27 protein-coding genes are annotated in these 25,808 nt (G+C 48.7%); 9 read left to right on the top strand and 18 right to left on the bottom strand.

The annotated features are described in order from the left end of the window. Positions 1-34: 34 nt before the first annotated feature. Both ACYU8Y_RS08730 and ACYU8Y_RS08735 read right to left on the bottom strand, forming a co-directional pair. Entirely contained in the window at positions 35-895 is an 861-nt protein-coding gene (locus ACYU8Y_RS08730; protein ID WP_460936247.1) for a pirin family protein, read from the bottom strand. Between the two features lie 78 nt (positions 896-973). Continuing rightward, entirely contained in the window at positions 974-1,798 is an 825-nt protein-coding gene (locus tag ACYU8Y_RS08735; RefSeq protein ID WP_460936249.1) for an Fpg/Nei family DNA glycosylase, read from the bottom strand. Between the two features lie 380 nt (positions 1,799-2,178). Between ACYU8Y_RS08735 and ACYU8Y_RS08740 the strand changes: the two genes are divergently transcribed. Next, the gene (locus tag ACYU8Y_RS08740) at positions 2,179-3,114 is read left to right on the top strand and encodes a hypothetical protein (RefSeq protein ID WP_460936251.1); all 936 of its coding nucleotides are present in this window, start codon (positions 2,179-2,181) and stop codon (positions 3,112-3,114) included. A gap of 95 nt (positions 3,115-3,209) precedes the next feature. Here ACYU8Y_RS08740 and ACYU8Y_RS08745 read toward each other — a convergent pair whose 3' ends face one another. From ACYU8Y_RS08745 to ACYU8Y_RS08765, 5 genes are all read right to left on the bottom strand, one after another. After that, positions 3,210-3,650, bottom strand: a complete 441-nt coding sequence (locus ACYU8Y_RS08745) for a hypothetical protein (RefSeq protein WP_460936253.1) — start codon at positions 3,648-3,650, stop codon at positions 3,210-3,212. A 1-nt stretch (position 3,651) separates the two neighbouring features. After that, entirely contained in the window at positions 3,652-4,518 is an 867-nt protein-coding gene (locus ACYU8Y_RS08750) for a transglutaminase domain-containing protein (RefSeq protein WP_460936255.1), read from the bottom strand. Between the two features lie 94 nt (positions 4,519-4,612). Further along, entirely contained in the window at positions 4,613-6,250 is a 1,638-nt protein-coding gene (locus ACYU8Y_RS08755; protein ID WP_460936257.1) for an OmpA family protein, read from the bottom strand. A 75-nt stretch (positions 6,251-6,325) separates the two neighbouring features. Continuing rightward, positions 6,326-8,617 carry an ATP-dependent helicase gene (locus ACYU8Y_RS08760; protein WP_460936258.1) on the bottom strand — a complete coding sequence of 764 codons (2,292 nt, stop codon included), beginning with the start codon at positions 8,615-8,617 and terminating at the stop codon, positions 6,326-6,328. A 79-nt stretch (positions 8,618-8,696) separates the two neighbouring features. Further along, positions 8,697-9,137, bottom strand: a complete 441-nt coding sequence (locus ACYU8Y_RS08765) for a hypothetical protein (protein WP_460936260.1) — start codon at positions 9,135-9,137, stop codon at positions 8,697-8,699. Positions 9,138-9,299: 162 nt separating this feature from the next. Here ACYU8Y_RS08765 and ACYU8Y_RS08770 point away from each other — a divergent pair, with 162 nt between their 5' ends. The 3 genes from ACYU8Y_RS08770 (at position 9,300) to ACYU8Y_RS08780 (ending at position 11,623) form a co-directional block, all read left to right on the top strand. Beyond that, entirely contained in the window at positions 9,300-9,872 is a 573-nt protein-coding gene (locus ACYU8Y_RS08770) for an RNA polymerase sigma factor (protein ID WP_460936262.1), read from the top strand. An 88-nt stretch (positions 9,873-9,960) separates the two neighbouring features. Further along, positions 9,961-10,584, top strand: a complete 624-nt coding sequence (locus ACYU8Y_RS08775) for a hypothetical protein (RefSeq protein ID WP_460936264.1) — start codon at positions 9,961-9,963, stop codon at positions 10,582-10,584. Continuing rightward, entirely contained in the window at positions 10,568-11,623 is a 1,056-nt protein-coding gene (locus tag ACYU8Y_RS08780) for a hypothetical protein (RefSeq protein ID WP_460936266.1), read from the top strand. Before ACYU8Y_RS08775 ends, ACYU8Y_RS08780 begins: the two co-directional genes overlap by 17 nt. Here ACYU8Y_RS08780 and ACYU8Y_RS08785 read toward each other — a convergent pair. After that, a complete protein-coding gene (locus ACYU8Y_RS08785) occupies positions 11,594-12,109 on the bottom strand; it encodes a cupin domain-containing protein (protein WP_460936268.1) in 516 nt (171 codons plus the stop codon). The two genes, ACYU8Y_RS08780 and ACYU8Y_RS08785, sit on opposite strands and share 30 nt — an antisense overlap. Positions 12,110-12,210: 101 nt before the next feature. After that, positions 12,211-12,975 carry a triose-phosphate isomerase gene (gene tpiA / locus ACYU8Y_RS08790; protein WP_460936269.1) on the bottom strand — a complete coding sequence of 255 codons (765 nt, stop codon included), beginning with the start codon at positions 12,973-12,975 and terminating at the stop codon, positions 12,211-12,213. A gap of 236 nt (positions 12,976-13,211) precedes the next feature. Between tpiA and ACYU8Y_RS08795 the strand changes: the two genes are divergently transcribed. Continuing rightward, positions 13,212-14,498, top strand: coding sequence for an aspartyl protease family protein (locus ACYU8Y_RS08795; protein WP_460936271.1), 1,287 nt, complete (start codon positions 13,212-13,214; stop codon positions 14,496-14,498). Positions 14,499-14,518: 20 nt separating this feature from the next. Here ACYU8Y_RS08795 and ACYU8Y_RS08800 read toward each other — a convergent pair whose 3' ends face one another. Continuing rightward, positions 14,519-15,553: a sensor histidine kinase gene (locus tag ACYU8Y_RS08800; protein ID WP_460936272.1), complete on the bottom strand. Its 1,035-nt coding sequence runs from the start codon at positions 15,551-15,553 to the stop codon at positions 14,519-14,521. 94 nt (positions 15,554-15,647) lie between these two features. Beyond that, complete coding sequence (locus ACYU8Y_RS08805) at positions 15,648-16,355, bottom strand: response regulator transcription factor (protein ID WP_046578271.1); 708 nt, start codon at positions 16,353-16,355, stop codon at positions 15,648-15,650. A 297-nt stretch (positions 16,356-16,652) separates the two neighbouring features. Here ACYU8Y_RS08805 and ACYU8Y_RS08810 point away from each other — a divergent pair, with 297 nt between their 5' ends. Continuing rightward, entirely contained in the window at positions 16,653-17,804 is a 1,152-nt protein-coding gene (locus tag ACYU8Y_RS08810) for an AI-2E family transporter (RefSeq protein WP_460936275.1), read from the top strand. Positions 17,805-17,831: 27 nt separating this feature from the next. On the opposite strand, the gene ACYU8Y_RS08815 is transcribed toward ACYU8Y_RS08810, so the two are convergent. Both ACYU8Y_RS08815 and ACYU8Y_RS08820 read right to left on the bottom strand, forming a co-directional pair. Beyond that, the gene (locus tag ACYU8Y_RS08815; protein WP_460936277.1) at positions 17,832-18,461 is read right to left on the bottom strand and encodes an LON peptidase substrate-binding domain-containing protein; all 630 of its coding nucleotides are present in this window, start codon (positions 18,459-18,461) and stop codon (positions 17,832-17,834) included. Between the two features lie 50 nt (positions 18,462-18,511). Beyond that, positions 18,512-19,312 carry a cysteine hydrolase family protein gene (locus ACYU8Y_RS08820; RefSeq protein WP_460936279.1) on the bottom strand — a complete coding sequence of 267 codons (801 nt, stop codon included), beginning with the start codon at positions 19,310-19,312 and terminating at the stop codon, positions 18,512-18,514. Positions 19,313-19,508: 196 nt separating this feature from the next. Here ACYU8Y_RS08820 and ACYU8Y_RS08825 point away from each other — a divergent pair, with 196 nt between their 5' ends. Together ACYU8Y_RS08825 and ACYU8Y_RS08830 are read left to right on the top strand one after the other, a co-directional pair. Further along, complete coding sequence (locus ACYU8Y_RS08825; protein ID WP_460936281.1) at positions 19,509-20,018, top strand: hypothetical protein; 510 nt, start codon at positions 19,509-19,511, stop codon at positions 20,016-20,018. A 32-nt stretch (positions 20,019-20,050) separates the two neighbouring features. After that, complete coding sequence (locus ACYU8Y_RS08830) at positions 20,051-20,863, top strand: hypothetical protein (RefSeq protein WP_460936283.1); 813 nt, start codon at positions 20,051-20,053, stop codon at positions 20,861-20,863. Between the two features lie 21 nt (positions 20,864-20,884). On the opposite strand, the gene ACYU8Y_RS08835 is transcribed toward ACYU8Y_RS08830, so the two are convergent. The 5 genes from ACYU8Y_RS08835 to ACYU8Y_RS08855 form a co-directional block, all read right to left on the bottom strand. Next, entirely contained in the window at positions 20,885-21,685 is an 801-nt protein-coding gene (locus ACYU8Y_RS08835) for a hypothetical protein (protein WP_460936285.1), read from the bottom strand. Between the two features lie 68 nt (positions 21,686-21,753). Beyond that, positions 21,754-22,545, bottom strand: coding sequence for a hypothetical protein (locus ACYU8Y_RS08840; RefSeq protein ID WP_460936287.1), 792 nt, complete (start codon positions 22,543-22,545; stop codon positions 21,754-21,756). Positions 22,546-22,572: 27 nt separating this feature from the next. Then, a complete protein-coding gene (locus ACYU8Y_RS08845) occupies positions 22,573-23,487 on the bottom strand; it encodes a DUF4097 family beta strand repeat-containing protein (protein WP_460936289.1) in 915 nt (304 codons plus the stop codon). After that, on the bottom strand, positions 23,484-24,104 hold the full coding sequence (locus ACYU8Y_RS08850; protein WP_460936291.1) for a hypothetical protein: 621 nt from the start codon (positions 24,102-24,104) through the stop codon (positions 23,484-23,486). The genes ACYU8Y_RS08845 and ACYU8Y_RS08850 overlap by 4 nt, the downstream gene beginning before the upstream one ends. Further along, on the bottom strand, positions 24,101-24,706 hold the full coding sequence (locus ACYU8Y_RS08855; RefSeq protein WP_460936293.1) for an RNA polymerase sigma factor: 606 nt from the start codon (positions 24,704-24,706) through the stop codon (positions 24,101-24,103). The genes ACYU8Y_RS08850 and ACYU8Y_RS08855 overlap by 4 nt, the downstream gene beginning before the upstream one ends. Before the next feature lie 134 nt (positions 24,707-24,840). On the opposite strand from ACYU8Y_RS08855, the gene prmA reads away from it, so the two are divergent. Next, a complete protein-coding gene (gene prmA, locus ACYU8Y_RS08860; RefSeq protein WP_460936295.1) occupies positions 24,841-25,713 on the top strand; it encodes a 50S ribosomal protein L11 methyltransferase in 873 nt (290 codons plus the stop codon). The last annotated feature ends 95 nt before the right edge of the window (positions 25,714-25,808 follow it).

Genomic DNA, 25,808 nt, shown 5'->3' on the forward strand with positions numbered 1-25,808 from the left:
GAGCTAACCATAAAGCTTAGCTCTGACTCACTGATCAATGTAATGCCCCCATTTTACCGGCCTGGAAATCGCTGAAGGCCTCCATAATTTCCTCCCGTGTGTTCATCACAAATGGGCCATACACCGCTAATGGCTCCTGAATGGGCTCTCCGGCTAGTAGAAGTAGCTTCGTTCCCGAAGTAGTCGCCAAATTGATGGTGTCGCCATTGATATCTGTAAGCGCGACCTGACCACGCTCAATCGGCTTACCGTTTATGGTTCCCTGGCCGCTCAGCACATATACCATAAGGTTATGATCAGCAGGAGCCGTGATTGTTTCAGATTGACCGCTGGTCAAGGTCAAATCCGCAACAATGATTGGGCTGAACGTATTCGCTGGGCCCTGTAAACCGGCCAGTTTGCCTGCTATAACCCGTAACTGCCCGCCATTGGGCAATTCGCCTGTGGGAATTCGTGAAGAAGCAATGTCCTGATAACGTGGTGGGCTCATTTTGTCTCTGGCCCGCAGATTTACCCACAATTGAACAAAATCGAGTTTTCCTCCCTGGCGGGAAAATGCCTGTTCATGTTTCTCTTCGTGAATAATACCCGAAGCAGCGGTCATCCATTGAACATCACCGGCAAACAGTTTTCCGTGATTGCCCGCCGAATCGCGGTGCTCCAGGGCACCCTCGTATACAATGGTTACCGTCTCGAAACCCCGGTGCGGATGTTCATCGACACCTTTGGGGCGGTCGGAAGGCTGCACCTGCATAGGCCCGTGGTGATCTAATAGTAAGAATGGATTGAACGGCCGGGATCCCTGCGGATGAAAAGCATTCAGACCAATGAAACCATCGCCAACACTATTGGGTGTGGCGGTTCGTATATCGGAAATTGTACGTTGCGTTGCCATAATACGTGTAGATACATGTAATTTGAAAACCAACTTACTCACCGACTAGTTCATTTGTGCCTGGGTTGACTCCTACGCTTATTGACCAACCAGAACTTGTTCTTTTGGGCAGAAGAAGGTTGTTCGCCCACCCACTACCGAGCGCTCTATGCGGGTATGGCAACGGGGGCAGAACTTGTGCGCTTCCACATCGTCGTAAGGCGAATCGTCCCACTCCCGAACGTGGATCAGGAAATTATTCGGAAAGTCCCGATAGGTGGCCTCGTAACGGATGGCTGTCTCAAGGACGAGCCGGATGGCATGGTAGAGCGCGCTCATCTGAGCATCCGTGAGCGTATCCGCTCGTTGTTCGGGATGAATGAATGCTTGGAAGAGTACCTCATCGACAATCCAGTTGCCCAATCCGGCTACCACGTGTTGATCGAGTAAAACGGGTTTGATAAAGGCTTTTTTACGTCGGACCTGGCTGGTCAAAGCGTCCAGAGAAATAGCGAGACCATCTTCTCCAATCTTTTTACGGAGCAAAAACGTAGGTATGTCATTGATCAGGCCGACACGCTCGAATTTTCGGGGGCACAGAAAGCCAAGATTGAAGCCGCTGGTAAACTCAAAAACGATGCGGGCGAAGCGGGGCCGATCGAGCGAACTGTGATAATATTCCAAATCACCGGTCATACCAAAATGCATGTGTACAATGGTGCCGGGGTCATCGGTCAAGACGAACAGGTTCTTCCCCACGCGTTGTGTACCCGTGAATTGCCTGCCAATGAGCGCGTTTTGTAATGTTGATAAATCAGTTGTTAACAGCTTTTTATCTTCAACCTCAATGTGGGTTATCGGCTGGTGAAGTGATGATGTCTCGAGGTACTGGCGTCTGATTTCAACTTCTGGCAGCTCTGGCATTGGTAGTGAGTTTGCAAAACAACCGTTGGTTTACAGGAGTTGTTTTTCCCTATTGCCAAGCAATACACAATGAGCATTTAGTATTATCAGGAAAAAGTATTTATTTTGCGGAGTATTCGTCTGATAGTCAGAAGCCGTTTTTGGCATCATCCAGGCTTGAGTTAGAAACATTTTTAGAGGGCTATACGTTGTAGGAAGGCAATAGGTTGACCTGAACGACGTTCCATTACAAACCTATGCTGGCTTAGCCCTCGTTTTTATTGCTGATCATTATTTTCGCATTCACTAAAAAACCTCAGATGTAACAACCTCTACACAACCGCGAAAGCGGCTTTTTTTACAAGTCTGTGCATGTTCAATTGTTAAACTGATAATTTTCAATGGAAAATAATCCGCAAAAGTCCAAAACAAACGGTGCCCTTCTGGCGGCTCTCATTATTATGACGGGTCTGGCTGGTGTATCGAGTTATCTGTACTTCGACCAGAAAAAAGTCTCTGAAAATCAAGAGGTAACTATTTCTGAACGTGTTGAAGAACTGTCGACGACTCGTGTTAAGCTTGATTCGATTTCGACTGCTCTGGACGCTAAAATTGCTGAAGTACAAAAGTTGGGTGGCGACGTTTCGGAATTGGAAAAGATGAAAGTGCAGCTGGAGCAGGATAAAGCTTCTCTGCGGAGAGGAAATCGAATTTCCATCGCTAAATACGATGCTAAAATCAAGCAGTATGAAGCGTTCCTGGTCGAAAAAGACACGCTCATTGCTAATCTACAGCGTGAAAACGTAACCCTAGCGTCGAACGTTAAGGTGTTGGATGAAGAAAACACGGGTCTGAAAACGGAACGTCAACGCTTGACAGATTCGGTAACAACAGTTGTTTCTCAGAACCAGGAACTTTCTACCAAAGTTACCCGGGCTGCTGCGTTGAAAGCGCAAAATGTGAAAGTATTTGCGGTGAACGCCAAGGGCAAAGTAAAAGAGGATGATTCTTACAAGGCCAAGCGGTTAGACAAAATTAAACTCGTTTATACGCTCCTCGACAACCCGCTGACCAAAGAAGAACCCAAAGACGTATTCGTCCGTGTACTTGATCCATCGGGCGCTGTTGTATCCGATATGGCTAACGGGTCAGGAACGTTTTCGGTAGATGGTAATGAAACCATTTATACCACCAAACAGACAGTAAACTACACCAGCAATGGTCAGAATGTCGAATTGCTTTATACCCGGGGGATTCCATACAAACCTGGAAAATACACTGTAGAACTTTATTCGGAAGGTTTCCGTATCGGTTCAGGTGAGTTTGCAGTTCGTTAATCCCTGCATAGATCTTACTAAAAAAGCGCGGTACCCAACGGTGCCGCGCTTTTTTAGTAAATCATTTTCCGGATGGTGCTGCTCTTAACTATTGTTTATTGCTTGACACCAGCGAAGTAAAGCAGATCCTGAGGATCGTTCTGTAGATTAATGCGCAGTAACTTACCCTGCTTTTCCATACCGTTATCGGTAAAAACCCGGTCTGTCTGTAAAGTGCCGATGCTCGAATTGGCAACACGTAGTTGAACGCCACTGGCCTGACGGCTTAAACTGACATTCTCGATTGAACGGCTGGTTTTAACCGGAGAGAACTTGGTGTAGACCAGCGTAACCGTGCTATCCGACTGCGCTTTCAATTCGGCATAAGGCATTTGTCCGGCCGCAATGGCGACACAGGAAGGATCGAGGTAAAAATTGGTTCGATATGTACCCACTACTTCACTGGCCAATGAGGTAGAGTTAGGTTGAATATCCCCCTCATGCTGGCAAGCTGTCAGCGTTCCTAATAAAGCGCAGAAAAGCAGTTGTTTTTTCATATCAATTACCTATTTGATTGGGAGACCCGATTGAGCTTGAGAAGGTTGGAGCTTGGTCCGCTTTTTTTTCAGTCTCTCCAGGCTCTGGATTAGCGGCATCGACCCACACCTTCATATCGTTCAACGTCATTTGGCCAAACTGCGTTGTAAACGCTACATCTGCGGCATCGCGACCATATGCTACTGTTATACGATTACCGAGTGGTTTGGCCTGTGTGGCGTCGAACGTAAACCAGCGTCCGTCTACGTACGCTTCGAACCAGGCGTGAAGATCCATCGGATCGAGCTGGTAAAGATAACCCACAACCATCCGGGCCGGAATATTCAATGCCCGGCAAAGTGATATGCCCAGATGCGTAAAGTCCCGACAAACACCAACCCGGCTAGCGGCTGTGTCGACTGCGGATGTACTGGCATTACTGGTTCCGTACTGGTATGTTATCGTTTCGTTAATCCATTTACGAATCGCTTCGGCCTGATCGTAGCCCGATTCCACGTGCTCTGTAATCTGAGCGGCCAGATCGCCCAACTGATCCGATTGGCAGTACCGACTTGGGAGCGTGTAGTGCAGCACATCATCAGGTAATTCTTCGACAGGCGTATAGGGCGCACCGGGAGCTGTGTCGATCAGGTCGGCTGTCTGAACAGTTGCCGAAAAATGAATGGAGAATGGGCCTTCCGGGGCTACTACCCGTTGGCAAAGGTTACCATACATATCCGTAAACTCAGTTATGTTGACAGCGGGGGTAATTTGATATTCTTCCCGAATGATCCACTGTCCGGCACCAGATCGGGGGCGGAGCATCAGGATAAGCGGAGTTGGCGTTTTGGCAAAGAAGGACAGTTCACAGCCAGCGTTGAGTTGCATTTTTGCTACTAGTAAGAATGATTGGGAGTTAGTTTAACATATACCCTAACACGCGTCAAGGCTGATAGTTAGTGAATTGAGCCGCTTTATTTACTCATTTTCTCACAATCACAAATTCCACGCGTCTATTTTTCTGGCGCCCATCGTCCGTATCATTCGTGGCGATCGGTTTCGACTCGCCAAAACCTTTGCTGGCGATCCGGTCTGGTTCGATACCCTTACTGATGAAATACTCACGGACAGAGTCGGCCCGATCCTGCGAAAGTTTGGCGTTTATTTCGTTTGAACCCGTATTGTCCGTATGCCCACGCACCTCAATAACCATTTTTGGGGTTTCATTCAACGTCGTCACAAGCCGGTCGAGTTCGGGCCCTGACTCCGGGCGAAGCTCTGATTTGCCGGTGTCGAAAAAGATGTTGTTCAAACGCACAACGCTTCCACTCACCAGCGGAATCATGTTCAGTTGCTTACCCGTAATCTCTTGAAAGCCTTTAGCCTGGGTCAGATCAATGTTATCCCCTTCGGCAATGAAATCTTTCGCGACAGCCCGCATGGAGTATTTCTGGCCGTACGGCAATACGATCTTGTATTCGCCTGTAAGCGGATCGGAAGTAGCCTCACCCACTTCGGCACCATCGGGCAAGGTTTGATAGATGATTCGGGCTTCTACGGGTTTCCCGGTTGTTTGGTTAATAACTTTACCACTAATGAGCGCAACGGGATCAGGACGAGGGGCTTCCGTTTTACCGGCCACCTCATCCCCTCCACCACCCAGTTTACCGGGTTGGTTGGTGGGCTGAAGGTCGCTGAGTTTAACACGAACAATATCGCCCTTGCCAAGCGTGTTTTTGAAGGTGGTCAGATAAGCATAATCACCTGAAGCGCTGAGCGTGTAATAGGCATCATACCCATCGGTATTGACCTTTGGCCCGAGATTAACCGGCTTCGACCAGTGTTTCCATGTTTTGTCCACGCGCTTGCAGACATAAACGTCATTGCTGCCCTGACCGCCCTCCCGATTGCTGGAGAAATACAGCGTAGCGCCGTCTGGAGCGAGGAAAGGTGTTGTCTCGGTGAATTTCGTGTTGACTTCGTCACCGAGATCCATCGGTTTGGTCCACGATCCGTCTTTCTGCCGGAAACTAACGTACAGATCATCCTCTTTACTGTTTTTCCTCTCGCTAAATGCCATGAGCAACACTTTCCCATCAGCTGACATAAAGCCGCAATCGAACTGCCCTTTGCTCATGCTGACATAGCTGGGAATGTCCATTTTCTGCGGTGGCGACCAGCCGCTGGCCGTTTTCTTGCTCAGTGAAAAGCCCCTCGTTTCGTACGTTCCGTTGTTGTATTGCCCTTTGATGAGCATGCTATTCCCATCGGGCGTGATACTATAAGCACAATTGTACTCATCCTTATTAAGTGGAAAACCCATCCGTCGGGCCGGTCCCCACTTACCACTCGCTGGGTCGAGTTCAGAATACCAAATGTCCTGGCTGCCTTTGGTGCCGTGTGTATTATTGGGATGGCTGATCCGGGCGAAATAGAGCGTTTTACCATCCGGCGAAATCATTGGATTGATCTCGTTATATTCTGAGTTTACCTGATTGCCCAGGTTTTCAACCCCTGCATTTGTGCTGGCCGTCTGGGTTGAGTCTGTCTTGGCTTGACCGTTTACAAGCAACGAGAAATGGACTAAAAAGCAGGCTACAATAGCGCCGGAAGCATTCATGAACGTAAGATGGGACAGTAAGGTGCTTACAAAAGGAACGCTGGTCGTGCCCGGTTTTGTATGAAACCGACTTTGTTATACCACCCGCAGCTTCGCAAAGCTTAAAAGCAAAACTTTTTCACCGGCTTTCTCGAAGGCTATGGTTGCTTTGCGCTCGGTTCCATTTACATCTACAGCTTTAACCGTGCCAAACCCAAACTTGGCATGCTCAACGCGCTGGCCAGCTGCCAGCTCGGCCGTACTGGTTGGCGCAAAGTCAGCCGAAGGCGTATGCGATACCAACGGTTGCGGTGCCTGCGAACGGGCTGTTTTCTGCGCCAGTGACCGGACAAAATTCATCGAGCCGGTCGAGGTACTTTCGCTCCGATCCCGCTCCGGCCGGTCGAAATCCATTCGGCTGGGGGCTGATCGCTGCTTGGACATTTTCAGGTACTGCTGGTCCATCTCCATCAGAAAGCGACTGGGCTCGCACATCTTCAGGCGACCATAGTGGTAGCGTGTTTCGGCATAGGACATGGTCAGGCGCTTTTCAGCGCGCGTAACGGCGACGTAAAACAAGCGTCGCTCTTCTTCCAGGTCATTCCGGCTCTCGAGCATCATCTGGCTTGGAAACAGGTCTTCCTCCATGCCAACAATGTGTACGTTTTTGAACTCCAGACCTTTAGCCGCGTGAATGGTCATCAGGGTTACCCTGTCGTTGTCGCCATCGTCCTCTTTTTCGTCGGCTGTGGTAAGCAGCGATACAGATTGCAGGAAAGCGCTCAGGCTTTTTTCTTCATTGTCGGGGTTATCGACAAATTCCTTGATCGCGTTCAGCAACTCCTGCACGTTCTCGTAGCGGGCCAAACCCTCAACGGTCTTATCATCGTACAGTTCCTTGAGTAATCCTGACGCTTTGGCAATGTGTGAGGCTACTTCGAACGCATCTTTCTGATCGAGCAGCAGTTTGAAGCTTTTGATCAGATCGGCAAACCCTTCAATGGCAATCGCCGACCGGCCGGCAACGTGCTTTGTTATTTCGGCAACAATCTCCCAGATCGAGTCCTGCTTCTCGGCCGCAATCACACTGAGCTTGGCAATGGTTGTATCGCCAATACCGCGTTTGGGTAAGTTAATGATCCGCTTGAAGGCTTCTTCGTCCTGCTGGTTGACGGTAAAGCGCAGATACGCAATTAAGTCCTTGATTTCTTTGCGCTGGTAAAACGATAAGCCGCCAATGATACGGTACTTGATGCTCACTTTGCGCAGCGCTTCTTCAAAAGCCCGCGACTGGGCGTTGGTTCGGTAAAGAATGGCAAAGTCGTTGTTGACCAGCGAACCGTTCATCTTAGCCTCGAAGATAGACGAAGCGACCAGCCTACCTTCCTCATTATCGGACGACGCTTTGATCACGTCGATTAGTGTACCGTCTTCATTGGCCGTGAAAACGTGTTTTTCCAACTGATTTTTATTCCGGGAGATAATGGAGTTGGCCGCCTGAACAATCGTTTTGGTCGATCGGTAGTTCTGCTCCAGCTTAACGATCTTGACGTTTTCCTTGCCATAATCACGCTGGAAGTTGAGAATATTCTCAATGTTAGCTCCGCGGAAGGCGTAAATGCTTTGCGCATCGTCGCCCACGATACAGATATTCTGGTGAACGGCCGCCAGCTTGCGGGTAATGAGGTACTGGGAAACGTTCGTATCCTGAAACTCATCGACCATGACATGCTGAAACTTGTGCTGGTATTTGTTCAGAATATCCAGATGGTCGCGGAACAACACATTGGTGTTGAACAGCAGATCATCGAAGTCCATGGCATTGGCCGCAAAACACCGCAAGGCATACTGCTTGTAAATTCGGCCAATGTGGGGCATACGGGCCGATTCGTCGTCGGCCAGAATCACCGCGTTGTTTAAATAATCTTCCGGGCCGATAAGCCGGTTTTTCGCACCGGAAATACGGCCAAAAACAGCGTTGACACGATACACTTTATCATCGAGCCCCATCTCTTTAACGATACTGCGCAGCAGCGACTTTGAGTCGTCGGTGTCGTAGATCGAGAAGTTGCTCGTGTAGCCAATGGCTTTGGCTTCGATCCGTAAAATCTTGGCAAAGACCGAGTGAAACGTACCCATCCAGATGTTGCGGGCTTCGGTGCCGACAACTTTCTCGATACGACTTCGCATTTCACCAGCCGCTTTGTTGGTAAATGTCAGCGACAGAATGCGGAAGGGGTCAACCCCGGTTTCAATTAAGTGGGCAATGCGATAGGTCAGTACGCGGGTTTTCCCCGAACCGGCCCCAGCTATAATCATTAACGGGCCACTGCCGTGCATAACGGCCTCCCGCTGAGGGTCATTTAATCCAGAAATATAGTCAACCATTCCGCTCGTTTCTCTTCCTTCTATAACAAGTAAAAGTACGAAAAAATTTAGTCGGGGCAGGCAGGAAGATCAGTAATACTTACACCATCGGGCCCATGTCAACGCCCATCAGGTCAGAAAAAGACGACGCCGTGGCGGCTCCGCCATCTCCTTTGCGGTAGCGGAACCACTCGCGGCTCTTGTAATTATAAACGAACCCTTCTAGAATGCCGTAGTCATCGTCTTCAATTAACCGAATGACTTTTTTTATGTCGTATTGGGCAGTTCGGGGTTGCGTTACTTCAATGATGATACGAGTTAATTGAGCCGTATTATCGAACAGTATTATATCGGGGACCTGGTGGCCCGGTCCCTCGCCTAATGGCGTTTCGGGTAACGGTTCTAATGGAATAGCGTTTTCACGATAAAATAAAATGCCCAGGCCTACGGTCAGCCGGCTAATTACTCGCTGGTGGTCGAGTGGAGAATTGGTGCCATCTTCCTGCACCAGAAAGGGAGAGTTATACCGTTGTTCGTACATGGCTATTGGACAGGTTTGCTTCCTTTAAGTTACAGAGAAACAGCTCATAAACAGAGAATTGGCAAAAACGCTGAAAATTTCTGAATTATTGTGCAACGTTCGCTACTTTACTACCTCTTTCTCCTGTTAACAAACTAAACTACCCCGAAGACGCTGAGCCTTTTGGAATCGAACCGAAACGTGGGGCCGCCATACCCGGACCGTCATGCCGACCTCGTCAAACGCTGCCAACAAGGCGAGCGACGAGCACAATATGACCTGTATCAGCAGTACGTAAAGGCAATGTATAACGTTTGTTTGCGCATTGTAAACCATGAGGCAGAGGCTGAAGATGTGTTACAGGAGGCCTTTATGGATGCTTTCAGTCATATTAACTCATTTCGGGGGCAAAGTACGTTTGGGGCGTGGTTAAAGCAGATCGTTGTGCACCGCGCAATCAACCATCTGCGTAGTAGGCGGTTGGAATTGGTGGATATCGAGTCGCACCGGCTGGGCGAAGATGACGGGCTGGACTTTGCGGATACGGAATCTTATGATGAAGACGGCACATTGCTGGAGGTCGAACGAGTTCGGCAGGCCATGCAGAAGTTACCCGAAGGCTATCGGGTGGTATTGTCTCTGTATTTATTTGAGGGATACGACCATGAAGAGATTGGCAACGTTCTGAAAATCAGCGAGACTACCTCCAGAACGCAGTATCTGCGGGGTAAAAAACGATTGCTGGAGTTACTATAAGATGGCTCCTTATGAGCCGTCTATTGAAAGAAGAAAACAACTGACAAATACGAACGACGAGTCAATTAACTGATTCGACAAACCTAACATGAAAAAGGATAATCTTGAACGCTTCGTCCGTGACAACCGCGAAGCCTTTGACGACAAAGAGCCACCGAACAATTTGTGGCAACGAATAGAAAGTGGGCTGGATAAGCAGCAACCCAATCGGGAGTCGCCGTTTACCCAGATTCATAAAAATCCCGACCAAACCCTCTCCGCCGATGGTAAAGGATCGCGGATGGGCGGTAGGCAGATTGGCTGGCCCTCACTTGATTGGCGCGTAGCAGCATCCATTGCTGTACTCCTGCTGGCGGGCGCTTTTATGTATATGAATCAACAGTACGGTGTTACGCACCAGCCTGATGTAGTAGCCGCCAGTCCTATGTATGCCAAAGAAGTTGTGCAATACACGCGGTTGATTGATGATAAACGGGCTGAACTGAAACAGATGACGGAAGACAATCCGGCGCTTTACCAAGAGTTTGCAACCGACCTTGTGCGGCTCGAAAAGTCATATAAATCATTAAAAGCCGATTTGCCTCAAAACCCGAATCAGGAAGTGCTCATTCAGGCCATGATACAGAATTTGCAACTTCAGATCAACCTGCTCAATGAACAGTTGCGCGTTATTCAGCGCATTAAACAACAAACTCATGAAAATCCTGTGTAGTCTATTGTTGTGCCTGCTCCCAATGCTTACCTGGGCCGAGGAGCAAGTAGAGCTTAGCACAATTGAAAAGAAGAAGACCATTATCAAACTGTTTGATGTGAGCAGTAATGATAATTTGTTGATCGACAATCAGTTCGGCCAGGTATCGGTTGGCTTATGGGACAAGAGTGAAATTCGGGTTCAGATTACAATCGTTGCCAATTCTGATTCCGACGAACGTGTTCAGAAGTTTCTGGACGCGGTCTCGATCGAAGAAAAACGTACGGGTAACCAAATCATGGTTCGTACAAATTTTAGCCAAAACAGCGTTTCAAACTGGAGCTTCGGTAAGTGGAAAGACGGCGGTGAGCGCAATTTTGTCAAGATCAATTATGAAGTGATGATGCCCCGGCAGAATGCGTTAAGCGTACGAAATAAGTTCGGGAACACAAACATCCCGGCGTTTCAGGCTCCCTTAACGGTCTATAGCCGATACGGTAACTTTAGTGCCGATGACCTGACCAGTCGTCAGAACGATATTGATGTCGCTTATGGCAAAGCCGATATTGGTAATTTGGGGCAGGGTAAGGTCGATATGGCGTATGGCGATCTCGAACTATCCCGAGCAAATGTGCTGGTATTAACCAATAAATTCGGTAAAATGAGCATTGGCAACGTGGGAAAACTGGACGCCGATATCAATTACTCTGGGGCCAAAATTGGTACGCTGCGCGAATCGGGTAAGATTAAAATCGAGTTCTCGAGTGGCTTCCGCATTGATCAATTGCCCAAAACGGCCGAGAACCTGAATATCCAGGCCGCTTATTCGTCCATTGGCTTACCACTGAACAACGATAACGACTGCGATTTCGATGTAACCGTGAGTTATGGCAATTTCAATTACGGATCAGGCTCAGCCATGCATTTTAGCGCGCAGCCCAGTGATAACGACAATCACCGTGGGCCACGGCTCACCAAGCAGTATGTTGGCAAAGTAGGAAGCGGCTCCGGTACTAAAGTACGGGTTGTGTCAAAATTTGGGAATGTGAGTTTCAGATAGTTTCTCAATTACCTCCTTGTGTTGTGGGAATTCACGCAGGAGCGTTTCCTGATTGGCCATTTCGAAATCGGTAAAATCGAAGCCGGGTGCTACGGTGCAGCCTACTAAAGAGAAATCGGAACCCAAGGCTGGCTTGGAACCAAACCAGCAGCCCGCGGGCACAACCGCCTGAAACACATCACCCTGTTCGGGATCATTACCCAGGCGAATAAGGGTTAACTCGCCAGTTGGTGTAATAACAAAAATGTCAAGCGCACCGCCAGCGTAGAAATGCCAGATCTCGTCGGATGCAATCCGGTGAAGGGCCGAAATATGGTGACTTTCAAGCAGAAAATAAATCGCGGTACCAAATGAACGGGCCCCACCGAACCGATCCGGTAGTCCTGTTTGCGGAATCAACTCAGCAGAGCGGTAAGTTTCGACAAAGTAGCCACCCTCGGGATGAGGTTGCATAGCAAACTTGTCGATGTAATAGGCGGCTGTCATAACCAGTTATGAATGTTGACTGATAGAATGCCTGAATGATTGAACAGCTGAAGTATCTACCTATTCAATCATTCAGGCATTCTATCAGTCAACATTGAAGTTTATTGTGCCGCCTTCACGACGGTTAGAAAATCGCGGGATTTGAGGGAGGCTCCACCAATGAGGCCGCCATCTACATCGGGACGTGCGAAAAGCTCTTCGGCATTTTGCGCGTTGGCGCTGCCACCGTACAAAATCGTTGTATCCTGCGCTACTGAATCTCCGTATTGGCTGGCAATGTGCTGACGCAATTCAAAGTGCATATCCTGCGCCTGTGCCGATGAAGCCGTCAGGCCAGTGCCAATTGCCCAGATCGGTTCATAGGCAATAACGATGTTGGCAAACGACTCGGCCGAAAGATGAAACAGACTTTCGGTGATCTGGTCTTTGACAAAGGCAATGTAATCACCGTTCTCGCGCAGATCGCGGGATTCACCGCAGCAGAAGATAGGCTTCAGCCCATTCTCTAGCGCCATGTTCACTTTCTCCGCCAGTTGTGCATTTGTTTCGTTAAAATACTGTCGCCGTTCACTGTGGCCGAGGATAACGTATTCAACACCAATTGATTGGAGCATAGGTGCCGAAATCTCGCCGGTGTAGGCACCAGACGCTTTCTCGTGGCAGTTTTGGGCACCCAGCGCAACCTTACCACCAGCTGTTACGTATTGCCGAGCAGTCGCTAGGTACAACGCTGGCGGGCAGAGCACAACTTCTACGTCACCCGTAACCTCATCTTTTACCATGTTGATTACTTCCGATAACAGCGCTTTCGCTTCTTCGGATGTCTTATTCATTTTCCAGTTGCCGGCAACGATTTTCTTACGCATAGATCATTAATAATAAATTCAGAATCAGATTCTTAAGCCCGATAGCAATATAGCTTCACAGGTATTTTTGGGCGAAATTAGGGCTTTTCAGCCGAAGACCTTGCCCCGCAGACACTAAATTTTGATTACCTATCAATAAGTATAAACCGCTATCTGAATAGCGCATAAACTAACTTTATGATTATTGTGTTATTCGGATAAAAAAATGAGTATTTTTAATGTAAAAAATCTACGGTATGAAAACGCTGGCATTGATAATCGGGCTATTAGGCATCTATGCCGTTGCCTGGGGAGATGATCAGGAACGCAAAGCCGCCAAGGCCAAAGATCGTACACCCGATAAGGAGCGTTATGGATTTTTTATTGCCGACAATCGCTCCTGGACGCGGATTCCATTTCAGCTCCATTCGAATTTGATTATCGTTCCAGTGAGCATCAATGGGTCAGATACACTCCGGTTCATTCTGGATACGGGCGTTAGCAACACCATCATTACCGACCCTAGCGCTTTTCGTAAAAAGCCGCTCACACTGACGCGTAAAGTGAAGATCAGCGGAGCAGGCGAGGGGGGAAGTCTAACCGCTTCTATTGCCATTGATAATACATTGATGATGGGTGGCCTACGGGCAGCGCACCATAATCTGGTTATTCTGGATGAAGATATTCTGAGGTTGTCAGAATACGTAGGAACACCTGTCCACGGTATTTTTGGTTACGAGATCTTCGCCAACTTCGTCGTAAACGTAGACTTTCAGCGGCATGAAATAACTCTGATGAAGCCGGAGCGATACAGCTATAAGAAGCGGAAAGGCGACCGTTATCCGATCACAATCCAAGATACAAAAGCCTATACAGATGCCTTGTCGGTATTTGATGGAGAAAAGAGTCTGCCGCTACGCGTTGTACTGGATACGGGTGCCGGGCATGCGCTGCTGCTCGATCGCTCCCGGAGTACGGCCTCCATGCCAATGCCCATAAAGAGTATTCGGGCCCAGTTGGGGCGTGGGCTCAACGGTGTCATCAATGGGGTTATGGGGCGTATTCAGAAAGTTCGGTTTGGGCGCTATGAGCTGGATAATATCCTGGCATCGTTTCCGGATAGCCTCGGATTTGGCATGAAGTTGGTCGACATGCCGGAGCGGCAGGGAAACGTAGGTTGTGAATTGCTCCGCCGTTTCAATGTCACGTTCAATTATCCGGATCGTTATATCGTCATGAAGCCCATCAAGCGGCTCCTGAGAGAAACCTTTGAGCATGACATGAGTGGCATGGAGCTTCGTGCCAAAGGTGAACGATTTCGTAATTATTACGTCGATAAAGTCGTTGCAGGCTCACCCGCCGATCTGGCCGGTTTAGTAGAAGGAGACGAAGTATTATTTGTCAACAATAACTCCAGTAATGAATTGACTGTCAGTGATATCTATAAAATACTTCAGAAAGGAGAAGGCAAAGAAGTATCGATTCTGGTTCGGCGAAATGGCCAGATTATCGTGACGAGCTTTGTACTGAAGCGAATGATTTAATTCAATACCATCAGGTCACATCAGTCCATACGCTCCAGCTTAAACCGGAAGGTGGTGCCCCGATCTACTTTGCTCATCACTGAGATCTTAGCTTTATGAGCATTTAGAATATGTTTGACGATCGCCAGACCCAGGCCTGTTCCGCCCCGGTCTTTGGAGCGGCTTTTTTCAACCCGGTAAAAGCGTTCGAAAATGCGGCTCAGGTGTTCAGGCGGAATGCCGGGCCCGTCGTCGCGAATGGATACAAGTACGGATTTTTTATCGTCTTCGAAATTTACCTGCACACGGCCATTTTCATTGCCGTACTTCACTGCGTTTTCAATCAGGTTTGTCATTACCTGAGTGATACGCTGCACATCGGCCTTTACCCACACAGGCCCGGAATGAGCGCTTTTTAGCAGAAGCGACGTGTTTTTTGCATGGGCGATAGTTTCCAACTGTTCGAAAATATCCTGCGTAACATGCGCCAGGTCGACCCGTTCGAAGTTCATACGCACTTCGCCCGTTTCCAGTTGCGAAAGGGCGACCAGATCCTTAACCAGCGCATCGAGACCATCGAGGCTTCGGGCGGCTTTGGCCAGAAATTTGTCGCGCACTTTTTCGTCATCCACGGCACCATCAATCAGCGTATGAATAAAGCCCTGAGCGGCAAAGATCGGCGTCTTCAGTTCGTGCGATACATCGGCCAGAAACTCCCGTCGGAAAAGTTCCAGCCGCTTTAGTTCGTCAATCTCTTTTTGCTTCCGGGCGACGTACACAAAAATCTCATCGTTCAGTTTCTTGAACGGATTCGTGTTCTTAATGATCGACTTTCGGGAGATGTTGAAGTCGCGAATCTTTAGTTTGTGAATGGTTTTATACATCTTATTCACCTCCCGAAACACAAGGAGCTCGATAGCGTAGTAAACCAGAAAAAAAGAGATAATAAACGACGAAATGCCCACCACAAAGAGCATGGTGCTGGTAACGCCTTCCACAAACGTCAAAAACGCCAGCGTCAACGCCGAGATCAGGCAGGCCAGTAAGAGCGCAATTAAGCGGGGGCTCAGGGACATGAGGTAAAGATAAAAAGGTGAAAGAATGAACGAGTGAAAGAGCGAAAAACATACCAGTGTAATTCGCTCGTTCACTCGTTCATTCTTTCGCTCTTTATTCGGGTTGGTCGGTAAACATATACCCAACGCCTTTGAGGGTGCGAATGTGGGTATCACCGATTTTTTCGCGGAGTTTGCGGATGTGAACGTCTACCGTGCGCTCGAGTACATAGATATCGGCACCCCATATCTTTTGCAATAGCTCTTCCCGGCTGCAAACTTTGTTGGGGTGTTGAGCCAGAAAAAACAACAGTTCGAACTCTTTCTTTGGCAAAATCACCGACTTATCATTCTGACTAACAGAATAGTTTTTGCGATTGATCAGCAGGTCTGCAATGGCAATCTGTTCGCCAGGGTCTGCTTTCTGCGCTTCACGCCGGAATAGAGCATTGATCCGGCTCATCAGGGCGCGGGGCTTGATGGGTTTGGTAATGTAGTCATCGGCACCAACATCGAAAGCCGCTACTTCGGAGTATTCTTCCGAGCGGGCTGTCAAATACAGGATGAACGTCTGGCGCAATTCGGGTATATTGCGTAACTGGCGTCCGGCTTCAATGCCATCCATATGAGGCATCATAATATCGAGCAGAACTAATTCGGGCATATACGTCTTGGCAATTTCAACGGCTTTGCGGCCATCGGTTGCGGTACGGACATCGTATCCCTCCTTGTCTAGGTTGTATTCGAGCATCTCCACAATATCGGCGTCATCGTCAACGACTAAAACGCGGTGCAGAGGTTGAGCAGCCTTGGCAGCACTCATACAGAACTGGTTTGATAAGAATGGTTTACCTTGTTGCAAGGTTACCGATTGATCGGCAGCCCGAAGTTACGCGGCTTATCCGCAACGTTACGAATCAGGAATGCATACTTAACAAAAACTTAACACCTCCGAACGGTAGGTTTTCGTCGGCTACCATGTGAAAATGAGTTTGTTATTCCTGACGCAGGACGGCTAGTTTATTGAACAAATACGAAATTTTCGGGTTGGTTACATCAGTCCACAAACCAAAATTAACAAAAATAACGGCTACAGTTTGCGCTTTTCCCTACATCTATCATGAATATCCGCCCACGGGAAATCAAACTCCCTGCCTATGCAAAATTAATTTGTGTACTGCTGTCTATCGTCGTTATTGTCTACGGTCTGCATGTCTTACAAGGGTTACTAATTCCGTTGGTTTTTGCTATTCTGTTTGCCGTTTTACTCTTTCCATTAGCAAATCGGCTCGAAAACTGGCGTGTGCCCAGGGTACTGGCAATCGTTCTGTGCCTGGTATTGACATTAGGTGTATTGACGGCTTTGTTCTGGGGTGTCTCGGTTCAGATTAGTAATTTTTCGGAAGTTATACCCAAATTTGTTGAAAAGGGAACGGCTTATATCAACAGCCTGCGGACTTTTGCGGATGAGAAGCTGAATATTGATCGGCAACGACAGGTATCGGAAATTCAAAAGTACCTGAATCAGGCCCTGGCCGAAGGGGGCACCATCCTGACAACAACCTTGCTAGCCACCACCAGCATTATCACGAATCTCTTCCTAATCTTGTTGTTTGCCTTCTTTTTCCTGCTTTACCGCGACTTCTTTCGCTCGTTCTTCTACAAAGTATTCGAAGATACGCGCCGGTCGAAGATTGACGATGTAATGAGCCGGATTTATGAAGTAGTAAAAGATTATCTGGCTGGTCTGGTGCTGGTCATTCTTATCATCGGCACCCTGATGACAGTTGGACTGCTCATTCTGGGTGTTGATTACGCTGTGTTTTTTGGCTTTTTTGGAGCCTGCCTGGTGCTCATTCCTTATTTCGGTATCTCGATGGGGTCATTGCTCCCGGCGGCCTATACGCTCGTAACCCAGGACAACCCAATTAAGGCGCTGGGTGTTATTGGGGTTTTTCTGTTTGTACAAACGCTGGAAGGCAACTTTATCACCCCGTACATTGTCGGTTCTAAAGTTAGTATCAATCCACTGGCGGCCATTGTTGTTCTGATCCTGTGGGAAAATGTCTGGGGCCTTCCAGGCCTTGTACTGGCCCTACCCATGACGGCAATTCTGAAAGTTGTGTTTGACTCGATCGAAGCCCTTAAACCCTATGGCTTTCTGATCGGCGAGGCCGAGAAGCCACGTCCACCCATTAAAAACTTCCAGGAATTGGCCGACCAACTGCCTAAACGAGCCAGGAAAGTCGGAAAGGTAGAAGAGAAAAATTAATGGTTAAGGGAGGGAATCACTGGTTCATTAGAAATTCAGCGGGTCAAGGTTTTTGAAATGGCCGTTCATCCGAATGCGTTGCTTAGTCCGCTCCATATCGGATACAACCGGCAACACATTGTTGAGGTGCTGGATTAGAAAAAGCTGGCGTTCGGCTTCGGTTTCAAGGGTTAAAAGCTCGTATTCCTGTTCAATAGATAGGCCAACCTTATGGGCTACACGGTAAGAGAGATTTTCGGTTGAAGGGCCATAATCCGTTTCAATCTGGAGCAGCTCATAAAGTCGCTCCAGCCGCTCGGTCAGTGCCGAAGAATGGGCGCTAAAACTATCTCCTGATTCAATTAATTCGACTTCGCCACCGGCATAGAGCTTGCCGGACAGGGGATTTTCGAAATTCACCAGGCGGAAAACGCCCAGACCTTTCGATTTAATGTCCATCCGGCCATCGGGATAGCGTTTGTGCAGCGTTGTTACGTGCATTTCCGTACCGTAGCCAGGTAGTTTGTTATTCAAAAAAGCGGGTATGCCAAAAGTCTTTTCTTCCTCCAGGCACTCGTCGATGAGTTGGCGGTAGCGCGGTTCGAAAATGTGCAGATTTAAATCCTCGCCAGGATAAACGACCAGATTGAGCGGGAACAGCGAAAGCGTCTTTTCCATAGAGCCGAAAAGATAGAGGTTTTTGCGAAAAATAGTCTCTTCAACGGCGTCTAAAGCGCCGAGTCATTTGAAAAAATAGAACCAGAATCAATAAAACGCACCTGTCTGGCTCGGGCTTCGGCATAAATTGGATCAGCCAGATGCCCCAAACCCGTTACGTCCGACATGCAATCTGTTACGACAACGACCTTGGCCACCAGCTCGGAGGCAACATCCAGCAATTGCTTCAGGCTGTTGGCTACACAGTGCGATTTCGCTTCCCCCATAAGGTAAACGGCATCAAAACGGGCTAAGTCAGCAATAAGATTCGTGTTTAGTTGAGTTTCGGGGATAACTGGGTCAGGCACCTGCGCCCGAAAAATGCCAAAGTGTTCGGTTAATGGATACAGCCCTTTTTGTATGGCTACATAGTCCAGATCCCGCTGACGAGACCAGTCCTTAAGTGCATTGAGTAGGGTATCGTGCAGGGCAGCTCCGCGTGAACCGATCAGGCAATGCTCGGGCCAGATGAAATGCATGAATTGCCCATCGGCTTCGAGCGCATGGATGTAATGGCAGGCTTTCTCGGCCGAAAAACGGGGTACCCACCGACCAGCATCCACATCGGACGCCGTAATCTGGGTAAACGGTTCTGGATGCTTCCCCGCGGCATCATGCCAGAAATGCGGATGGGCGATGTCCAGCACATGATGGGTATCGAGCGTAACCACAATATGGTCAATCTGATGGGCGTGCTCCCGGATAAGGCCCGCCATGCGCTCAACATCCTGCTCCGCCCCTGGTACAAATAAGGCCCCGTCTGGATGACAGAAATCAAACTGCGTATCGATGATCAAAAAAGCATTCGTCATGGTAGACAAAGTAAAGAGTAACAAACGTAAAACAACACACATTGCGCCCGTGAAGGCGGGCATTTGTTAAGGAATGGTTACGTTTTTATGCCCGGTTTATTCATTACCCAGATAGTGGCTAGTTTGCTAATCAATCACTTGGAGTATTTAATTGTTTCCATATATTTCGAGTCCATATCTTCAACTTTACCCACGTATGAAAGTCGTTTATACACTACTAGTCTTACTGACATTAATTCCTGTACTATCGCCTGCCCAGGGCATTGTTTTTGAAAAAGGCACTTGGGCTGATGCCGTAAAGAAAGCCAAAAAAGAAAAGAAACTATTGTTTCTACAGCTGGATCAACCCAAGTGTGGAGGCTGTGGAGAAGTCGCTTCAGCGGCTTTCAGAAGCCCCCTGATGCGCGAGCCATTTCAACTCCATTATATTAGTTTTCGTACAGATGGAACAAGCGGCATCGGTAAAGAGCTGGTCGAAAAACTTGAGGTAGAATGTACCCCATCATCGGTATACCTGGATGCCGACGAAAATCCGCTGACCCGCTTTTGTGGCACAACAAGCTTTGACAGAGCCTACCTCGAAAAAGCAGAAGAAGCCCTGACCAAAAGTCGGGAGCGTCCGCTAAAGGCACTGGCCGACGCTTATGCCAGGGGGGACCGTTCGTCGGGGTTGATGCGCAGCTACATCGATCGTTTGGCGAGCTAGGCCTGTCGAACGCCGAACCACTGGATGCCTACGTGGCGAGTTTACCCGCCGATTCGTTGACATCCGGGCAGGTGCTGCGGTTTATTTTTGAACAGGCACCCATCGTCGGAAGTAAGGCTGATTCGGTATTTCGACGTACATATCCCAAAGTGGACAGCCTCTACAAGGCGGTTGGCTGGAACAAGGCCGTCGAACTGAATAATCGCATTACCAACAACTCTTTGCGAAAGGCAATCAAAGACAAGAACGTCCAGTTAGCCAACAGAACCGCCATCTTCAGGCTGAGAACGTATCAGAACGATTACAAAAATGGACTGGCCGCCCACAACTGGGTAATGATGCGCTACTTTCGGGGTGTTCAGGATACGCTTCAATACCTGCGGATGGCTTCTGACTATTACGACAGGCAATTCATGACTGCCCGGGTTGATTCGATTCAGAAACTGGATGAACTGGAGAGCCAGCGCCGGATGCGGGGTGAATTTCCGGGGCCTAATGGAAGCGTTACCCGACCCTCATCGCCCGGACAGGTGATTTCGGTTATGGCTTTCCCGAATACACAACGCTATGTATCGGCGTTGAATCAGGCTGCCTGGGAGTTTCAGGAAATGACGCGTGATTCCATATACCTGAACAAAGCACTGACTTGGTCAAAACGCTCACTTGAGTACCGGGAAGACGGGAGCCTGATGGATACGTATGCGCATATCCTTTACCGGTTAGGCCGCAAGGCGGAAGCGCTGGAGTGGCAGCAAAAAGCCGTCAGGAAAGAAAAAGAACGGAATTCGCCCATGGTGACTTCTCTAGAAGAGTCGCTGAAAAAAATGAAAAGTGGTACATTATAACGAATCAGCAACCGGGTTTATCTACCAGCCAAGGCCAATGATCGCGTTAACCCGTAAGGATAGTTGCGTTTTTGAACCGTTATTGGTGTTGTAAGCCCGATTCGCATCCAGAACCCGTACTTCGGGGCCAGCATTCAGGTCGATGTAACCCCGGCGACCCAACCGTTGCTGAATTCCCCATAACAACCCGAAAGAAGGTGTGTTAAGTGTACCTAAAGGCGGTATCTGAGTGTCGATACGATATTCGCCGGTTGTAAACTCCCGATTACGCGTCTGAGTATATGATAAAGTGGGTCTCCTGGCCTGAAAAGCAATATAGGTGCCCGAGAAATTATTGGCCGATTTACCTTCTCTAATTCGCCGGGCCATGCTGTAATAATAGCGAACGGCCACTTTAACGGATGAATTTATAATTATACTACGATCAGGAAGCCATAGTGGATCTTGGCTGGGAAGACTACCAGATTGATTGAATAAACTATTCTGAAAATGAGAAATCTGGAATTTATTGTCGAAACCGAAAAGCAATGAAAAGGATGGGGTAAGTTTTCGCTCGACACTAAGCTCCATATCGATGCTACCACCATTTGATGTATTCGCTTGGGTAAATGAAGCCGTGTTAGGCAGGATGCCAACCTTGATCAGCGTTTTTTCTTCAATGTTGGCTCGGGTAATGTACCGGATGACCCGCTGAATTTCGCTTCGGGAGATAGCATCAGTTTTTGTTTTCTGCTTTGTCTTAACCGAATCGGATTGTCCAAACGTATAGGTTATGGTTGACCAGACAACGAATAAAAAAGAAAGAATATGGCGGACGTTCATGATATTGAGAGGGTTAAGATGAGGTAGTAATCCCGGATGAAATGGACTTCAGAATGATCGAAAATTTCTTACCAGCCTAAGCCAATGACGGCGTTAATCCGTAAGGACAGCTGTTGTGTTCTTGGCAGGTTGTAGAGTTGATTGCTGCCAAAGAAGGATAATACCGGGCCAGCGTTCAGGTCGATGTAACCCCGACTACCCAGCCGTTGCTGAATGCCCCAATGTAATCCGAACGAAAGCGTATTGAATGACCCTGGCGAACTTGACGTTTTTTCAGTGCGGTACTCGCCTGATGCGAGTTCACGTCGACGAACCAGCGTATACGCAAAAACAGGACGCCTGGCCTGAACCCCCATGTAGGTACCCGAGAAATTATTGGCTGATTTTCCTTCCCTAATTCGCCGGGCCATGCTATAATAATAGCGAACAGCTACTTTGGCTGATGCCTGGATAGAGAAACTACCATCGAAGAGCCATGTCGGCTGACCGGAGCTAGCAACCAGCCGAGCGTAGGCATTATGTGGGACATCGTTAGCCAGGATCTGGTTATCAAGGCCTAAAAGCACCGAGAAGGAGGGGCTAAGTTTTCGCTCCACACAAAGTTCCGTATCGAAACCAATGGTGTTTACGTAGCCGTTTTGCGTAAACGAAGCGGAGTTTGGAAGCACCCCAACCTTGATCAGCGTTTTCTCCTCAACATTAGCACGTGTAATGTACCGGATGACCCGCTGGATTTCGCTCCGGGAAATAGTATCATCTTCCGTTTTGTGTTCGGTTCTTATGGAATCCGACTGGCCGTAGGCATGGCTGATGAATTGACTCAGGAAACAACAGAGGGTAATAAAGTGGTGAAATTTCATGGTGTTGGAAGGGAATTTAGAGGGAGTCTAGCGGCCAACAAGTGATTTGTCATCCTGGATAAGTACAGTATTGTAGCTATTTCGAATGATGACCTCGGGTTTTCGACTGAGCAACTGGTATTTGAAAAGCTGTTTGCCACTTTGCCGACTGAGCTGACTGGTAAATTCCTGTGGAAGCCGAATTTCGCTGTAGGCAGTACTAACATCAAATCTAAAATCAGACAGGCGCTTGGTGACGACCAGAATCTCTGTCCGGGCCGCTTCAATCGCTAGTGAAGTAAGGGCTGAAGCCAGTTCTGATGACAATCGGCCATACTGGCTCTGTATCTGTACCGTTCCCCCTAATTCCTGTAAGACAACATCTGCTTTCTTGGCCTTTATGGTCAGCGCGGCTGCCAGGTTGTGGCCATCAACATCGCCGTAATTGGATATAACGGTTAGTTTTCCGCCAATGTCATTCAGCGTAAGTTTCCCGAATTCGAAGTTTACAGAAACATCACCGGCTATATCGCTCAAACGAATGTCGCCAAAAGAGTTTATCAACGTCAAGAGTATCCGACTGGGTAAACTAACTTCGTAAACAGCCTTGAGCTGACTTTGCAGTTTGGCAGCCCTTTGCGGAATGACAAACTGGTTCGATAGGTCAATCTGTCCATTCTCTAACTTTAGGGCGTATTGATGATAGGCTACTTCATGTTCTGCAACGGACCGGTCGGGGTGCTTGGCAATAAGCCGCAACCTGACAGAAACCGATGAACGGCTCCAGCCCTTTACGATTACATCAGCTTTTTGGGCGGCCAAACGAATGCGCTGGCCTTCAGAATATGTGAATTCTTTCTCAATCACCTTGGTCACAACCTGTACTGGTGTTTGGGCGAAACTAAGCGATGCCGTGAAAAGCAATAAGAGGAGCAATTTTGCCGGTATAAACGGACGTTTCATGAGCGCAGGAGGGTGATTAATTCTTTCGTGACTTCGGCCCGCTGATTTTCAATCTTGACTTGCGCCCGAACTAAATCTGGGTCGCTACCGAAAATTTGCTGTTCGCGCTCGATGCGCTGTTGTTCGGCGGTAAGGCTCGTCAATTGATTACGGAGTTCGTGCACCTCGGGCCGTTGGCAGGCCAACTGCTGCTCGGCGCATTGTCGGGCAATGAACTCTTCGGCGCGCCTGTCGGCCGACGATGCATCCGCGGGGGCCAGCGGCTCTTTGCCGGGTACAGTATCAGTTTGCTCAACGGCATATTCTATCCGTACATCGTCCGTTGCTTCGGGGCGTAACAAAAGCCAGCTGCCCACCAACACAACAACGGCAGCTGCGGCTATACTTGCCCAAAAGGGGCGGTTTATACGCTGAGTCCAGAGTGGGAGCACTCTCGCTGGTTCATGGGTGTTCAGGTCCTGCTCGATGGCGTCCCATAAACTTGCTTTGGGTTCGTAGGATGGTAGATCAGGAAGGCGACGGCTCAATTGCTCATCGGTCCGTAAATCGGCCTCAATTAGGGCCCAAAGGTCTGGGTAAGGGTCGTATTCGGGCAGTTGGGGCATTAAATCGCTCATGATAGTCGATGTCTCAGTAATTTTTTGGCGTAACTCGCCTGTGATTTCGACGTGCCTTCCGAAATGCCTAGCATCTCCGCCACCTCTTTGTGGGTATAGCCTTCTACCTCCACTAGCAGAAAAACGGTTCGGGCACCATCGGGCAATGTTCGGATAGCGGCATCCAGTTCTGCCCCCGTAAGAGTGTCTCGAAACGGTGCGGGCTGGTCGTGTAGGGTTTCGTCGATAGACAGAAACCGGCCTTCGAGTTGCTGTTTTCGAATGGCCCGACGAACCACGATAGTCTTAATCCAGGCCCCCAGCGTTGAGCGGAAAGTAAACTGGTCGAGGTTGCGAAAGACATCGACGAATGCATCCTGAAGCGCGTCGTTGGCATGATCGTAATCGTTGAGAATACGGTAAGCCGTTGAGAACATGGCCCGCTTATACTGCTCAAAGAGTTGCCGCTGGGCTGCCCGTTGTGCTACCGGCTGGTCAGCGACCCGGCAGCGTTCAACGATGTCTTTATCGACCGGGTCGCTCCAGACTGGCTCACTCCCAACCGGGTCGGTAATGACTCGGTCCTGTTCATGTTTATCGGTCGGAGTTGCCAAGCGGAACATCAGTTTAATTGCTGCTTCGGATCAAAGGGCAGCCAGGTGGGCAAAAGGTTGGAAACGGGCGAAAAATAAAGTGAACGTCGGCAGATAATGCATTGTAAATCGAAGAGCTTGCCTGTTTTTCGTTACTTTGACGTATGAACTATAGTGAACTTCAATTGCGCCTGTCGCCCGATTATACCGACATCCTTACTGCCGAACTGGCCGAGCTTGGTTACGAGTCATTTGTGGAAACCGATGAGGGGCTGAACGCCTACATTATCGAACCTGATTTTGATGAGCAGGCAGTACAGGAATTGATTGCTAAATACGCTGGGCAAACAGCAATAGCCTATGAAGTCAATTCGTTAGAAAAAAGGAACTGGAATGCCGAGTGGGAGCGTAGTTATGAGCCAATTGAGGTCGGTGTCGGGTCAGACGCATCCGTACGGGTGCGGGCGTCTTTTCATACTGCGAATCATACCGGCAGATCGGGACCATTTCGGTACGATATTGTCATCGATCCCAAGATGTCGTTTGGTACGGGTCATCACGAAACCACGGCAATGATGCTGGAACAGCAACTTGGCCTTGATTTTGTGGAGAAGAAAGTGCTCGATGTTGGTAGTGGAACGGGCATTTTGGCGATACTGGCGGCAAAAATGGGCGCAAGCGATGTGCTGGCGTTCGACATTGAAGAGTGGGCCGTTGAAAACACCCGCGAAAACGCCGAGCTAAACGACTGTCCGCAAGTCAGGGTGTTTATGGGTACGATTGCTGATGTTGACCCAGGCAGTCGCTATGAGATTGTACTAGCCAATATTAATCGGAACGTGTTGCTGGCCGAAATTCCCACCTATACCAAGCTATTAACCGAAAACGGGCATCTGGTGGTCAGTGGCTTCTACGAGTCCGATGCTGCCGATATTGAACAGAAAGCCATTGACACTGGATTGGTCCTGGCCAATCGGCTGACAAAAAATCAATGGACGTCTTTATCCTTTTATAAGAAGTTGCCTGCAAACCCCTAAATCCCCTGAAGGGGACTTTGCTCACTCTTAGATAAAGTCCCCTTCAGGGGATTTAGGGGTTTGCAGACTGAAAAAGAACTATTTTCAGACAGTTT

This window comes from Spirosoma humi, assembly GCF_054776575.1.